This is a genomic window from Nocardia sp. FDAARGOS_372 (assembly GCF_002554515.1).
In the GTDB taxonomy this organism is placed as follows: domain Bacteria; phylum Actinomycetota; class Actinomycetes; order Mycobacteriales; family Mycobacteriaceae; genus Nocardia; species Nocardia farcinica.
In genome coordinates, this window is record NZ_PDDW01000001.1 from 3,477,634 (window position 1) to 3,492,485 (window position 14,852).

Sequence of the window (14,852 nt, forward strand, 5' to 3'; positions counted from 1 at the left end):
GCACGGCGGCGGCCGAGTCAGTCCAGTTCCCTACGTACCCAGGCGAATTCGGGTGCGCGACCGGTCGTGGCCAGCTCGGCCGCGAGGTCGGCGGTCTGCTCCCGCCAGCGGCGCAGGTCCGCGACGGCCGGGGCGAGGTCGTAGTCGTGATGGTGGGCCGCGCGTGACAGCGCGGCCCACAGGGCCCCCACCCGGGCGGCGGTGGCGGGGGTCGCGTACACCCGCAGGGCCAGCAACTGGGCCCGCATCGGACAGCGCACGAGGTCGGGGGCGACCCGGCGCCACAGGTCGTCGACGGCCTGCTCGAGCGCGAGGCGCAGGATCCAGGCGGTCGCGCGCGACCACACGCCACCCGCGTCCGACACCTCCCCGTCGAGCAACCGGTCCACCGCCGCCAACCGTTGCGCGACCGTCGGCCGGGGCGCACGCGCGCGGCGGGGCCGGCGGCGCGGCCGGTGCCCGAACTGGTCGCTCATCGGCGCAACCAGGCGATGAAGCGCTCGGTGTCGGCGATCAGCGCGCGCATGCCGCGGTCGATGGGGACGTGCGCGCCCGCGGTCACATCGCGCAGGGCCTCCACCAACCACCGGCCGTCCCGGGCCAGGTGCTTGTTGAGGTGGTCGACGTTGTAGTCGACGCCCATCACCGCCAGCGCCACCATCGCGCGGGTGGTGTGCGCGCCCGCCACGTGCCGCTCCACCGTGCGATGGTCGAGCCCGGCGGCGAGCAGCTCGCGCCGGGCCCTGGCCAGCGCGGCCGCCTCCACCGCGGACCGGCAGCAGGTGGCGACGAGTTCGTCGGCGATCGCGGGCGGCAGCTGCGGGGTGCGCACCAGCGAGCGGGCGTCGTCGAGGTAGCGGCGCACCGGGTCGCCGACGGTGCGCACCTCGACCACCGAGCGTTCCCGGCGCTGGACCTCGAGCACGTGGGCGTCGAGTTCCATCCGGCGCACCGCCTCGGCCAGCCGCTCGTCGTGGGTGAACACCACCACCTGTCTGGTACGGGCGACGGTGGCGAGCACGGTGGCCAGGCCGTCGACCTTCGCCGGGTCCATCGCCTGTACCGGATCGTCGATCATGACGAACCGGAACGGACTGTCGGCCACGGTGGCGCGCGGCAGGAACAGCGACAGGCCGAGTGCGTGCAGTTCGCCCTGGCTCATCACGCCGAGCGCGGCGCCGTCGACCTCGTCCACGGTCACGTCGAGCAGCACCCGCCGTGCGCTGCCCGCGTTGCCCTGCAAGCGGATTCCCCCCAGCTCCACGTTGCTCTGCTGGCGCAGGGTCTGCCACACCCAGCGCGCCTGCGTCTCGAGCGGCGCCATCCGCTCGTCGCGCAGCTCGGCGGTGATCCCCTTGAGCCACTCCTCGGCGCGCCGCAGCGTGCGCAACTCCCCCGCCCGCGCCGACACCTCCCGCGCGAGATCCAGCCACGCCGCCAGCCGCGGCGTCAACGGCGCCCAGACCCCCTCCACCCGCTCGAGTTCCTTGACGGTTCGATTGCGCAAGGCCGCCAGTTCGTCGGCCAGCTGCGTGTACGCGCCGAGCAGCTCCTCGGCCAGGGCCAGGGCCGCCGTCGCCGAGGGACGCGCTCGATCCGGCCACCCCTCGCCGGCGGCCGGGACACCGGCCCACCGCCGCCACGCGCGCAGCGCGGCGGTGGTGTCGACGGTGAGTGGGACGGCGGGGCCCGGGACGAGCTCGGGTGGCGGCGGTTCGGGCAGGGCGCGGGCCGCGCGCAGAGCGGCGCGCAGGTCGGCGTAGGCGGCGAGCAGCGGCGCGCACCGGGTGGACAGGGTCGCGAGGGTCTCGTCGGTGGCCGCGGCCCAGTCGGCGTCGAGGGCGCCCTGCCCGCAGACCGGGCACGGGCACCCGCGCGCGGCGCCGACGTGGTCCCGGGCGCGGCGCAGCAGCTCCGCCGTGCGCAGGTCGGCTTCGGCCGCGGGCGTGGACAGGCCGAGGACGGTGCGCGCGCAGGCGGTGAGGCGGTCGGTCACCGCGGCGACCGCCGCGGCGCTCGGCACGGTCAGCGCCACGATGGCGCGCAGGTCGGCGGCGCCGTCGGCGCCGGGCGCCCCGCCGCGCACCTCCCGGTCCACCGCCGCCAGGTCCGGGCGCTCGGTGTCGAGCAGGGCCAGGAGCCGGGCGGCGCGGTCGTCGGCGACCGCGGCGAGATCGGTGCGCAGCTCGAGGCGCTGCTGCCTGCACTGTTTGACGGCGCGTTCCTGCTCCAGCCTGCGCCCGCGCAGGCGGGTGTGCGCGGCGATGAGATCGTCGAGGCCGAGGAGCTGGTGCAGCGCGTCGAACAGGTCGCTCGGTTTGCCGTCGACCAGCGCTCCGAGCTCGCTGTAGGACAGGAAGGGCCGGTAGAGCTCGAGCACCGGCGCCCACCCGTCGGCGTCGAACTCGGCCGGGTCGCCGTCGGCGCCGCGCATCACCCAGCGCGCCTCGTGCAGTTCGGCCCGCGCGGTCCACTCCTTCACCACCACGGGAGCGGATTCGGCTGCGCCGGTGAGCAATTCGAGTTCGATCCGAGGATTCGCGCCGTCGTGCAGATTGCGCCAGCCCTCCCGCCACGCCGCCGAGCGGCCGTCCCATCGGCGATTTCCGCCGGTCAACGCCAGTTCCGCGGCCTCGGCGAAGCTCGACTTACCGCATCCGTTGCGCCCCACCACCAGGGTCAGGCCGGGCCCGGGCCGCAGGGCCAGTTCGGTTTCCGCGCCGATGCCGCGGAAACCACGCACCCGGATCGCGCGCAGGAACACATCCGACAGCCCACCGACGGCGGGCTCGGGCGGCGGATCGGTCGCGCCCAGCGCATCCAGCACCGCGGCGCGGACATCGGGCGGAACGGCCGGATCGTCGGCGATCCGGCGCGCGACCATCGCGGCCGGAGCCGTGCCCGCCACGCGCTTCCAGCCCACGCGCCGATCCCCCTCCACCGCATCGCCGGACGCGCCCCCCGCGCGCCCGGCGTCTGTTGTCGAAAACCGAGCGAAACGGTACCCGATCCGGCGGGTTCCGCCCACCGGTCACCGGCGGCGACGAATACACGCGAACCTGCCCGCGGGGATCGCTATGGTCATCGAAGCGGTGCCGCGGCGCCCACCCGTGGCCCGAAACGATGTCCACCCCTCGACCGACCCCGGCGGGCGGCTCGACGCGTAGCACCCGTTGGGGTGGTCCGGCGGAGCCGAACAGGACAGAATGCCAGACCGGGTGTTCCGGCGCAAGATCAGAATCGGCCCGAATCCGCGCCGGGCACAGCGAATTCCGTGGGCGGCCGCCGGTGCTGTCGGTGAGCTCGGGTAGAAATCGAGGCGAGGAGGAACGAACGGACGAGATGAACGCACCGTGGCCCGAAGAACGGGTGAGCGCTGTCGCGCCGGATGCCGCCGCGCTGTCCGCCGCCCGCGGGCTCGCCGACCGCTGGCGCGACACCGGCTGGTCGCAGGCACTGGTGTGGGGCCGGTGCCGGGGCAGTTCCGCCACGCCCTACACCACGGTGGTCGACGTGTCCGGCCCGTCGTACCGGTGCGACTGCCCGAGCCGCAAGGTGCCGTGCAAGCACGCGTTGTCGCTGCTGCTGCGCTGGTCGCAGGGCGCGGTACCGGAGGTCGCGCAGGCGCCCGAGTTCGCGCTCGCCGCGCAGCCCGCGGTCCGCGCACCCCGGTCGGCGAAGACCGGCACCCCGGATCCGGCGACCGCGGCCCAGCGCAGGCAGCGGGTGACGGCGGGGCTGGAGGAACTCGACATCTGGCTCGCCGACCAGGTACGCACCGGGCTGGCCCAGGCCGACCGCTCCTATGGCGCGTTCGAGGCGATCGCGGCCCGGATGGTCGACGCGCAGGCACCCGCCGTCGCGTCCCGGCTGCGCCGTCTGGCGGGCACCGCGCGCGCCGACGCCGACTGGCCGCGCCGCGTGCTCGCCGAGTACGCGGCGCTGCACCTGCTGGTCGCCGCCCACCGCAGGCTCGACGAACTGCCCGAGGGGCTGCGCGCCGCCGTCCGCACCCACATCGGCTATCCGATGCCGGCCGAGCGGGTGCGGGCCGAACCGGCCGTGCGCGACCGATGGATGACCCTCGGCACCCGGGTCAGCGAGGAAGACCGCCTGCACACCCGGCGCACCTGGCTGCTGGGCAGGCGCACGCGCCGGTGGGCGCAGCTGGTCGAGCACAGTTTCGGCGCGCCCACCTTCCCGGTGACCGCACCGCCGCCCGGGCTGATGGTCGAGGCGGACGTGCACTTCTACCCCGGCGCCGCGCCGCTGCGGGTGCTGTGGGGCGCGCGGCACGGCACCGAGGAGCCGTTCACCACACTGCCCGCCCCCGACGAGACCGGCGGCTGCCGCGCGGCGCTCGCCGACTACGCCGCCGCGCTGGCCGCCGATCCGTGGCTGCGTTCGTGGCCGGTGCTGGTACGCGAGGTCGTCCCGGTGGCCGAGGAGGACGTGCGCGCGGTGGTGGACAGCACCGGCGCCGCGCTGCCGCTGGTGGATTTCGCGCGGCCCTGGCGGCTGCTCGGCATCTCCGGCGGCCATCCGGTGACGGTGGTCGGGGAATGGACACCGGACGGGCTGATCCCGATCTCGGTGTTCGCCCTGGGCGAGATCCATGCCGCCGACGACGCCGACGCACCGCCCGAACCGCTGCGGGTCACCGAGACCGCGCCCGCACCCGACGACCTCACCTCGGTCGCCCTGCTCGGCACCGCCCGGCGGGCGCCGGATCCGGCGAGCCTGCCCGCACCGGTGGCCGCCGTGGCCGCCCGGCTCACCGTCGATCCGCCGCTGACCGTGCTGGAGTCGGCCGCGCTGCGCGAGGTCTACCACCGGGCGGGCCGCCTGCCCGGCACCGCGACCCCACCCGCGCCCGCCCCGGACGATCCGCGCCCCCTGCTGCCCCGCCGCGCCGCGCAGCGGCTGTCGGACATGCTGCGGGCGCGTTCACCGTTCCTGCCCGAGTGGTTCGCCGCCGCCGCACCGCACGACTACCGCGCACCGGAGGCACTGTCGGCGCAGCTGCTCGAGGTCGCCATGGTCGACCCGGGCCTGCGCGGGCCGCTGTTGCGGCTGGCCGGTACCCGGGGCCGGTGGCTGGCGCGGCGGAATCCGGCGTGGCGGGAGCTGCCGGGCACCGAGCCGGACCACACCGACGCGAGCGCGGACACCTGGTTGTTCGGCACGCAGGCCCGCCGCCGCGCCTGGCTCGCCGACCTGCGCCGCCGGGACCCCGCCGCGGCGCTGGACCGGCTGAGCGCGGCATGGCCGAAGGAACCGGGATCGAGCCGGGCCGACCTGCTGGCCATCCTCGCCGACGGTCTGGCCGAGCGCGACGAGCCGCTGCTCGAGTCCGCGCTGGACGACCGTCGCGCGGAGGTCCGCCGCACCGCCGTCGGACTGCTGACCCGCCTCCCCTCGTCCCGGTTCGCGGGGCGGATGCGGGCCCGGGCCGCCGCCTGGGTGCGGGTCGCGGACACCCGCCTGGACATCCGGGTGCCCGAGGATCTCGACGACGCCGCCCGCCGCGACGGCATCACCGACCGCACCGTCGAATTCAGCTACCGCTGGAACGGCGTGCCCGACGTCGGCGCGGGCCGGCTGCGCCAGGTCGTTGCCGCGACGCCGCTGAGCCACTGGACCGACCTGTTCGACGACCCGCGCGCGGCGCTGCGCGTGACGGTGGCCGACCGCTACCGGCAGCCACTGTTCGACGGCTGGCTGGATGCCGCCCTGCACCAGCGCGACCCGGACTGGGCGGCGGCGCTGTTCGCCGGCGGCGTGCCCTCCGACACCGCGCTGCTGCGCCGCCGCGAGCTGTTCGCGCTGCTGCCCCCGGGGGGATCGGGTCCGGCACCTGCAACGGCTGGACAGCTCCTGGCTCTCCGAACTCGAGGCGCTGCTGCCCGCGATGGAGCACCCGTGGCCGCGCGCCCTGGGCGAGCACGTGATCCTGTTGTTGCTGGAGCGGGCCCGGATCGCGGCCCAGGGCGGCGGCGCGCACGGCACCGGTCCCGCCGCGCACCGGTCGCTGCTCACCGCGGCGGCCACCCACCTGCCGGTGGATCTGACCGGCGCCCTCGCGTCGGCGGCGGGCCGCTGCGCCGACCCGTCCTGGCAGCGGGCGTTCGACCAGCTCGCCGACGACCTCACCCACCGCTCGATGATGCTCGAGGAGTTGCAGTGACCACCACCGACCCGGCGCCGGAGCTGTTGCGCCCGCACGCCGAACAGGCCTACGCCGCGGAGCTGAGCGCGCTGGCCGCGGCCGACGACCGTCCCCGCCCGCCCTCCTGGCGGCTCTCGCCGTGGGCGGTGGTCACCTACCTGCTCGGCGGCACCCTCGACGACGGCACCGTCATCACCCCGAAGTACGTCGGCCCGCGCCGGTTGATGGAGGTCGCGGTGGCGACCCTGGCCACCGACCGCGCGCTGCTGCTGCTCGGCGTGCCCGGCACCGCCAAAACCTGGGTGTCGGAACACCTTTCGGCGGCCATCTCGGGCACCTCCACCCTGCTCGTGCAGGGCACCTCCGGCACGGCGGAGGAGGCCGTGCGCTACGGCTGGAACTACGCGCGGCTGCTGGCCGAGGGCCCGACCGAAGGGGCGCTGGTGCCCTCCCCCGTGCTGACGGCCATGCGGCTCGGCGCGCTGGCCCGCATCGAGGAACTCACCCGCATCCCCTCCGACGTGCAGGACGCGCTCATCACGGTGCTGTCGGAGAAGACACTGCCCATCCCCGAGCTCGGCACCGAGGTGCAGGCCGCCAAGGGCTTCAACGTGATCGCCACGGCCAACGACCGTGACCGCGGCGTGCACGAACTGTCCTCCGCGCTGCGCCGCCGCTTCAACACCGTGGTGCTGCCGCTGCCCGCCGACGAGGACGACGAGGTCGCCATCGTCGCGCGCCGCGTCGAACAGCTCGGCGCCGCACTGGAATTGCCCGCGGTGCCCGCCGCGGCCGAGGAGGTGCGGCGGGTGGTGCGGGTGTTCCGCGAGTTGCGCTCGGGCATCACCGCCGACGGCCGCACCAAACTCAAGTCGCCCTCGGGCACGCTGTCCACCGCCGAGGCGATCTCGGTGCTCACCAACGGCATCGCGCTGTCCACCCACTTCGGCGACGGCGTGCTGCGCCCCACCGACATCGCGGGCGCGCTGCTCGGCGCGGTCGTCAAGGACCCGGTCGCCGACACCGCGGTGTGGACCGAATACCTCGAGGCCGTGGTGCGGGAGCGGCCCGACTGGGCGGACTTCTATCGCGCGTGCCGCGAGGTCACCGGTTAGGCCGATGCGAAACACTGTGCCGGACCGCGCGACCGCCGTCACCGAGGTGTTCGGCATCCGCCACCACGGGCCGGGCTCGGCGCGTTCGCTGCGCACTGCGCTGGAACAGTTCGCGCCCGACCACATCCTCATCGAAGGCCCCGCCGACGCCGACCCGCTCACCGCCTTCGTCGCCTCCGCCGACCTGCGCCCGCCGGTGGCGCTGCTGGCCTACGTACCGGACCGGCCCGACCGCGCCGCGTTCTGGCCGTACGCGGTGTTCTCCCCGGAATGGCAGGCGCTCGACCACGCGATGCGGCACGAGGTGCCGGTGGGCTTCTGCGATCTGCCCGCGACCGCGGTGCTGGCCGCCGACCACGAGCCGGGCGACCGCGACGACCCGCTGGCCGAGCTGGCCGCCGCGGGCGGCTACGACGACGCCGAACGCTGGTGGGACGCCGTCGTCGAATCCACCTCCGACGCCGCCATTTTCGGTGCCCTGACCGAGGCGATGGGCGCGCTGCGCGACACCGCCCACATCGACGAGCACACCCTGCGCCGCGAGGCCTACATGCGGCAGGCGATGCGCAAGGCGCTCAAGGGCGGCGCGCGGCGGCTCGCGGTGGTATGCGGGGCCTGGCACGCCCCGGCGCTGGCCGGGCCGCTCGGCCCCGCCGCCCCGGATGCCCGGCTGCTCAAGGGCATGCCGAAGATCAAGGCCACGCTCACCTGGGTGCCGTGGACGCATTCGCGACTGGCCACGGCCTCCGGCTACGGCGCGGGCATCGACTCCCCCGGCTGGTACCACCACCTGTTCACCACCCCCGAGCAGCCGATCGCGCGGTGGCTGACCAGGGTGGCCGGGGTGTTGCGGGCGCACGACCTGCCGGTGTCGAGCGCGCACGTCATCGAGGCCGTCCGGCTGGCGCAGACGCTGGCCACGCTGCGCGACCGGCCGCTGGCCGGACTGTCGGAGGTCACCGAGGCGGTGCGGTCGGTGATGTGCGGCGGCGACGAGACGATGGTGCGGGTGGTGACCGCCGAACTCGTCGTCGGCGAGGCGCTGGGCACCGTCCCCGACGACACCCCGACGGTGCCGCTGGACGCCGACCTGCGCGCCACCGCCCGGCGGCTGCGGCTCAAACAGGAACCCACCGCCCGCACCGTCGACCTGGACCTGCGCAAGGAGCGCGAACGCGAACGCTCCCAGCTGCTGCACCGGCTGGCCCTGCTCGGAATCGGCTGGGGCACCCGCACCACCGGCGACGTGCGCGGCACCGGCACCTTCCGCGAGACGTGGACGCTGCGCTGGCGCCCGGAATTCGCGGTCGCGGTGATCGAGGCGTCGCGCTGGGGCACGACGATCCGCACCGCGGCCGCGGCGAAGGTGCTCGACGCCGCCGCGGCCCCGGACCGCACCCTCGCCGACCTCACCGAAGCCTTGGAGCAGGCGCTGCCGGCCGATCTCGCCGACGCCCTGCCCGGCCTGATCGACCGGCTCGCCACGGTCGCCGCCCTGGACCACGACGTCACCCATCTGCTGGCCGCGCTGCCCGGCCTGGTGCGCACGCTGCGCTACGGCGACGTGCGCGGCACCGACACCAAGGCGCTGGCCGGGGTGGCCGACGGCCTGCTGGTACGCGCCTGCGCGGGGCTGCCGGGCGCGGTCACCGGCCTGGACACCGAGGCCGCCGAGCAGCTGCGCGGCCTGCTCGACGCCGCCCACCTGGCCATCCACACCCGCGACGACGCCGCCGCCACCGACACCTGGCTGGCGGCACTGGCGCGGCTGGCCGACCGCGACGACGTGCACGGCGCCCTGGTCGGACGGGCCGTGCGGCTGCTCACCGACGCGGGCCGGATCGCCGCGGACGCGGCCGCCACCCGGCTGGCCGCGGCGCTCTCGGTCGGCAACACCGCCGCCCAGAAGGCCGCCTGGATCGACGGTTTCCTCGGCGGGCGCGGGCTGCTGCTGGTGCACGACCGCGACCTGCTCGCCCTCATCGACGGCTGGCTGCGCGGGCTCGACGACGAGCAGTTCCTGGAAACCCTGCCGGTGCTGCGGCGCACCTTCGGCGCCTTCGAATCCGGCGAGCGCCGCGCCATCGGCAACGCGGTGCGCGACACCGCCCCCGTCCGCGTGGCCGCCGCGACCGTCGACCCCGAGCGCGGCCGCCGCGCCCTGCGCACGGTCGCCGACATCCTGGGAGTCCCGTCATGACCGCACCCGACGAGCACGACGAATCCGCTTCGCGCCGCTGGCGTCTGGTGCTCGGCGCGGCCGCCGAGCCGGAACTCGGCGGGCTCGGGTCCGCCGACGACGTCGCCGTGGACCGCGCCCTCGGCGCGCTCTACAACACCGGCGACGAGCAGGGCGCCGGACCGCGCGCGGGCGGACTCGGCGGGTCGGCGCCGCGGGTGGCGCGCTGGCTCGGCGACATCCGCACCTATTTCCCGTCCACCGTGGTGGAGGTGCTGCAGCGCGACGCGATCGACCGCCTGCACCTCACCGAACTGCTGCTGGAACCGGAGCTGCTGGCCGCGGTCGAGCCGGACGTGCACCTGGTGGGCACCCTGCTGAGCCTGAACCGGGTGATGCCGGAAACCACCAAGGCGACCGCGCGGGCGGTGGTGGAACAGGTGGTGCGCCGTATCGAGGAACGGATCGCGACACACACCCGTACCGCGGTCGGCGGCGCGCTCAACCGGGCCGCCCGGGTCGCCCGGCCGAAGCTGCGCGACATCGACTGGGATCGCACCATCCGCCGCAATCTCGCCCACTACCTGCCCGAACACCGGACGGTCGTGCCGGAGCGGCTGGTCGGCTACGGCCGCAACAGCCAGGCGGTGCGCCGGGAAGTGGTGCTCGCGGTCGACCAGTCCGGGTCGATGGCCGCGAGTGTGGTGTACGCCTCGGTGTTCGGCGCGGTGCTGGCCTCGCTGCGGTCGCTGCGCACCTCGCTGGTCGTCTTCGACACCGAGGTCGTCGATCTCACCGACCTGCTCACCGATCCGGTGGACGTGCTGTTCGGTACCCAGCTCGGCGGCGGCACCGACATCAACCGGGCCATCGCCTACTGCCAGTCGCTGATCACCCGCCCCGCCGACACCCTGTTCGTGCTCATCTCCGACCTCTACGAGGGTGGTATCCGCGCCGAGATGCTGCGCCGCATGAACGCCCTGCGCGACGCCGGCGTGCAGGTGGTAGTCCTGCTCGCGCTCAGCGACGACGGCGCCCCCTCCTTCGACCACGACAACGCCGCCGCCCTGGCCGGACTCGGCATCCCCGCCTTCGCCTGCACCCCGGACAAGTTCCCGGATCTGCTGGCGGTGGCGCTCGATCGCGGGGACGTGCACGCCTGGGCCGATGCCAATGCCGGACGGGCGGACCGGCGACCGGGATAGCCACGGGTGTCCTGCGTCGGGGGATGTTCGTCGTTTCGGTCACTTCGGGGTGGCGGTCGCCATACGATGGCAATCGATCCGCAATCATCCGGATCAGTCCCGGTCGAGGTATGGGGACCGACCATCAGCCCCCTGAACGGCAGCCGACGCCGGGACGGCGGTGCCGCCGGTCCCCCTCACACCGGCGGCACCGCCACTCGAACCGGGACGCCGCTCGACGACGGCGGCGCGTTCGCGTCCACACCGCATCTGGAGAGGTGATCGACCGATGGATCTGCCGCGCCCGGTGGGCGCCGTCGACCATGCCCGGACGGCGGCCCCGCGCCGCACGGGCACCGGACGCACGGCCGGGCCGGTGTGCGGAGGCAGCCGATGGTGGACGCTGGCCCGGTCCGGCGAGCAGGTGCTGCTGTGCTGCGACGAGCGCGTGGTCGGTGTGGAACTGCCCGCCGGGCTGGCGCCGCGCGCCGAGCGCTATCTGGCGCGTAACCGGCTCACCGGCCCGGTACTCGAATTCGGCCCCGCCGGGCCTGCGCGTCCCGGCGGCGGCGCCGCGCCCGTGCGCCGCATCCACCTCGCGGTGGTCTCGGCGCGAACCTCGTTGGCGCTGGGCGCATTACAGGCCGCCGGTGCCCGCATCCACGCCGACGGCGCCGAACTCGGCCCGATCGCCGACCTGATCGACCCGGGCGCCGCCTGGGCGGCGGCGCTCGACGAGACGGGCGCGTTGCCCGCCGTGGTCGCCCTCGCCGCTGCCGTGCGCGCCGTGGGTGGCCGCGCGCGTGATCTCACCGCCGCGCACGCGACCTGATCACAGGTCCGCGATCGCGGCGAGCGGTGGCGTGCGGGCCGCACGGATGCCCGGCCACAGCGCGGCCAGCACGCCCACGATCGCGGACGCGACGAGCACCGCGACCAGCTGACCCCACGGCACCGCGATCTGGTCGATGCCGAAATCGCGCAGCGTGCGCAGGAATCCGACGCCGATGCCGAGCCCGAGCAGCACGCCGACGATGGCGCCGAACACCGCGATCAGCACCGACTCGAGGTAGATGGTGCGCCGGATCTGCGCCCGCATCGCGCCCACCGCGCGCAGCATGCCGATCTCGCGGCGCCGCTCGACCACCGACAGCGCCAGCGTGTTGATGATGCCGAGGATCGCGATCACCACGGCCAGTGCCAGCAGGCCGTAGAGGATCGCCAGCAGGGTGTTGATCTGCTGGCCCTGCGCGCCCTTGAACTGTTCGCGGTCCTGCACCTGCACCACCGCGAACTGGGCGGTGGCGTTCTCCAGGTCGGTGCGCAGCGCGGCCAGGTCGGCGCCGGGGGCGGCGTTGACGAGCACGAAGAAGTTGCTGCGGAACGACGGCGGCGTGACCTCCTCGAAGATGGTCGGGGAGACCACCAGGTCACCGAGCAACGGGGTGTCGCGGAAGACGCCCGCGACGGTGACCGGCACCTTCTGGTTGCGGTCCAGCCCGGTCAGCTCGACCTGCTGCCCCGCGCGCCAGCCGTGCTCGTCGGCCTCGTCCGCCGAGATCAGGATGTCGCGCTCCCCCAACGTTCCGGTACCGCTGAGGATCTCGTAGTTCAGCGCGCGATCCATCGGCCCGTCGGGCGCCACCCCGGCCATCCGGTCGTCGCCGACCTGCACCGCGACACCGCGGAAGCCGACCACCTCGGCGGCGGCGGGCACCTCGGCCCGCACCGCGTCCGGCACACCGAGCGGCAGCCCGATCAGCTGCGACTGCTGCGGACCGGCGAGCACGTAGTCCGACACCACGCCCTTGTCCACCAGCACACCGACGCTGGCCTTCGCCGAGGCACCGAGCATGCCGATCGCCGAGACCAGCATCAGGCCGAGGGTGAGCGCGAAGGCGGTGGCGGCGGTGCGGCGCGGGTTGCGCACGGCGTTGTTGCGCGCCATCCGCCCCACCGTGCCGAAGGGCCGCACCAGCACCCCGAGCCCGCCCAGCACCGGACGCGACAGCGCGGGCGAGGCCAGCAGGACCGCCAGGATCAACCCGAGCGCACCGACACCGACGGTCGCGGCGGCGCTGCCACCGGTCGAGCGCGCGCCGAGCACCACCAGCACCACGCCGAGCACGGCCAGCACACCACCGGCGAGCGTGCGCAGCCGCAGCGAGTCGCCCGCGCTGGCGAACTCCTCGCGCATCGCCTCCACCGGTGGGATCCGGGCGGCCCGCCGGGCGGGGGCGTAGGCGCTGATCACGGTGACGGCCAGGCCGACCAGCAGCGCGACCAGCACCGTGCGCGGCAGCACCGCCATCGACCCGGTGGGCAGGCCCAGGTCGAAGGCGTTGAGCAGCGCGGACAGCCCGAACGCCAACCCGATGCCCGCGGCGAGGCCGATCACGCTGCCGATCACGCCGATCACCAGCGCCTCGGCCACCACCGAGCCGCCCACCTGCCGTCTGCTCGCGCCCACCGCCCGCAGCAACGCCAGCTCCCGCAGCCGCTGGGCCACGATCATCGAGAAGGTGTTGTAGATGATGAAGGTGCCCACGATCAGGGCGATCGCACCGAAGGCGAGCAGGAAGTAGTTGATGAAGTTGAGCGCCTCGGAGATCTGCGATTTCAGGTCCTCGCGGACCTGCTCACCGTTCTGCACCTTGAACGTGGGCAGCGCGGCGGCGATGCGGTCGCGCAGGTCGTCGGCGTTCACGCCCTCGGCGGCGGCGATGTCGATGTAGGCGACATGGGTGCCGTCGGTGAACAACTCGCGGGCCTGGGCGTCGTCGAACAGCACGCCGATGAAACCGCCGGTGTCGGCGGGCACCTCGTAGATGCCGGTCACGGTCACGTCGAGCACGGGCTGCCGCTGGGTGCTCTGCGAGGGGATGAGGATCTTCGTGCGGTCGCCGACGTGCAGGCCCGCCCGTTCGGCGCCGCCGGTGTTGATGGCGACTTCGCCCGGGCGGCTGGGCGGCACGCCCGCCACGAACGTCTCGGCGTCGGCCACCGCGCGCTCGGGCGGGATGTAGGACTCGCCCATGCTCGGCGCGCCGCCGGTCTGCACCGGCTTCTTGCCCTCGGGGTCGAGCAGCACCAGCGGCCCGTTGACGCTCGGCGCCACCGCCCGCACGCCCTCGGTCCGGCTCACCTGATCCACCACACCGAGGGGGACACCGAACGACTGCATCTGTTTCGGGCTCACCCGCACGTCCACGCCTTTGGCCTCGTCGGCGAAGATGCCGTCGAAGGTGCGCTGGAGGGTGTCGGTGAACACGAACGAGCCGGCGATGAAGGCGGTGCCGAGCACCACCGACAGCAGGGTCAGCGCCAGCCGCACCTTGTGCGCGGCCAGGTTGCGCAAGGCCACCTTGCGCATCGGACGGGCCGCCATCACACCGTCTCCAGTGCCTTCATCCGATCGAGCACGGATTCGGCGGTGGGCCCGCGCAATTCGTCCACGATGCGGCCGTCGGCGAGGAACACCACCCGGTCGGCGTAGGCGGCGGCGTGCGGTTCGTGCGTGACCATGACGACGGTCTGGCCGAATTCGTCCACGGCCGCGCGCAGGATCGACAGCACCTCGGCGCTGGAACGGGAATCGAGGTTGCCGGTCGGCTCGTCGCCGAAGATGATGTCCGGCTTGCCTGCCAGCGCCCGCGCGCACGCGACGCGCTGCTGCTGGCCACCGGAGAGCTCGCTGGGGCGATGGGTGAGCCGGTCGCCGAGACCGAGCCGCTTGATCACCGTCGCCAGCCACTCCTGGTCCGTTTTGCGGCCGGCGATGTCGAGCGGGAGCGTGATGTTCTCCAGCGCGGTGAGTGTCGGCACCAGATTGAACGCCTGGAACACGAAGCCGATCCGGTCCCGGCGCAACATCGTCATCTGCTTGTCGGTCAGCTCGGTGAGATCGGTGTCGCCGATGCGCACCGTCCCCGAGGTGGCGCTGTCCAATCCCGCCAGGCAGTGCATCAGCGTCGACTTGCCCGACCCGGACGGGCCCATGATGGCGGTGAACTCGCCCTTGGCGAATTCGGCGGAGATCCCGTCCAACGCCCTGACCTGCGTGTCCGCCGACCCGTACACCTTGGTCAGGTCGATGGCGCGGGCCGCGACCGCCGCTGCTGGAGAAGTCATGTCCACCAGTCTGTCGTCCCGGCCCGCGCCGCGCCATCGGGGAATTCCCGGAACCGTGCCCGGCGCGGGTACGC

Annotated in this window: 8 protein-coding genes and 1 pseudogene; 5 read left to right on the forward strand and 4 right to left on the reverse strand. The window is 74.3% G+C overall.

Features of this window, described 5'->3' with window-relative positions; all coding sequences use genetic code 11:
* Window positions 1-17: 17 nt before the first annotated feature.
* Both CRM89_RS16670 and CRM89_RS16675 read right to left on the reverse strand, forming a co-directional pair.
* The gene (locus CRM89_RS16670) at window positions 18-476 is read right to left on the reverse strand and encodes a hypothetical protein (protein ID WP_060594568.1); all 459 of its coding nucleotides are present in this window, start codon (window positions 474-476) and stop codon (window positions 18-20) included.
* Entirely contained in the window at window positions 473-2,923 is a 2,451-nt protein-coding gene (locus CRM89_RS16675; RefSeq protein WP_229434779.1) for an ATP-binding protein, read from the reverse strand. The genes CRM89_RS16670 and CRM89_RS16675 overlap by 4 nt, the downstream gene beginning before the upstream one ends.
* Before the next feature lie 419 nt (window positions 2,924-3,342).
* Between CRM89_RS16675 and CRM89_RS16680 the strand changes: the two are divergent.
* The 5 genes and pseudogenes from CRM89_RS16680 to CRM89_RS16700 all read left to right on the forward strand — a co-directional run.
* Window positions 3,343-5,580: pseudogene (locus CRM89_RS16680) on the forward strand (DUF5691 domain-containing protein); the annotation flags it as partial.
* Between the two features lie 603 nt (window positions 5,581-6,183).
* Complete coding sequence (locus CRM89_RS16685) at window positions 6,184-7,284, forward strand: AAA family ATPase (RefSeq protein WP_060594565.1); 1,101 nt, start codon at window positions 6,184-6,186, stop codon at window positions 7,282-7,284.
* A 4-nt stretch (window positions 7,285-7,288) separates the two neighbouring features.
* Entirely contained in the window at window positions 7,289-9,484 is a 2,196-nt protein-coding gene (locus CRM89_RS16690; protein ID WP_098084895.1) for a DUF5682 family protein, read from the forward strand.
* Window positions 9,481-10,668, forward strand: a complete 1,188-nt coding sequence (locus CRM89_RS16695) for a VWA domain-containing protein (protein WP_098084897.1) — start codon at window positions 9,481-9,483, stop codon at window positions 10,666-10,668. The genes CRM89_RS16690 and CRM89_RS16695 overlap by 4 nt, the downstream gene beginning before the upstream one ends.
* Window positions 10,669-10,936: 268 nt before the next feature.
* Window positions 10,937-11,479, forward strand: coding sequence for a hypothetical protein (locus tag CRM89_RS16700; protein WP_098084900.1), 543 nt, complete (start codon window positions 10,937-10,939; stop codon window positions 11,477-11,479).
* Here CRM89_RS16700 and CRM89_RS16705 read toward each other — a convergent pair whose 3' ends face one another.
* Both CRM89_RS16705 and CRM89_RS16710 read right to left on the reverse strand, forming a co-directional pair.
* Window positions 11,480-14,035, reverse strand: coding sequence for an ABC transporter permease (locus CRM89_RS16705; protein WP_098084902.1), 2,556 nt, complete (start codon window positions 14,033-14,035; stop codon window positions 11,480-11,482). It lies immediately after the preceding gene.
* Window positions 14,035-14,778, reverse strand: a complete 744-nt coding sequence (locus tag CRM89_RS16710) for an ABC transporter ATP-binding protein (protein ID WP_172964531.1) — start codon at window positions 14,776-14,778, stop codon at window positions 14,035-14,037. Before CRM89_RS16710 ends, CRM89_RS16705 begins: the two co-directional genes overlap by 1 nt.
* Between the last annotated feature and the right edge of the window lie 74 nt (window positions 14,779-14,852).

Bases quoted from the DNA above. Each gene is read 5' to 3' on its own strand.
- CRM89_RS16670 (WP_060594568.1), bottom strand. From the start codon at position 476: ATGAGCGACCAGTTCGGGCACCGGCCGCGCCGCCGGCCCCGCCGCGCG.
- CRM89_RS16690 (WP_098084895.1), top strand. From the start codon at position 7,289: ATGCGAAACACTGTGCCGGACCGCGCGACCGCCGTCACCGAGGTGTTC.
- CRM89_RS16695 (WP_098084897.1), top strand. From the start codon at position 9,481: ATGACCGCACCCGACGAGCACGACGAATCCGCTTCGCGCCGCTGGCGT.
- CRM89_RS16700 (WP_098084900.1), top strand. From the start codon at position 10,937: ATGGATCTGCCGCGCCCGGTGGGCGCCGTCGACCATGCCCGGACGGCG.
- CRM89_RS16705 (WP_098084902.1), bottom strand. From the start codon at position 14,035: ATGGCGGCCCGTCCGATGCGCAAGGTGGCCTTGCGCAACCTGGCCGCG.
- CRM89_RS16710 (WP_172964531.1), bottom strand. From the start codon at position 14,778: ATGACTTCTCCAGCAGCGGCGGTCGCGGCCCGCGCCATCGACCTGACC.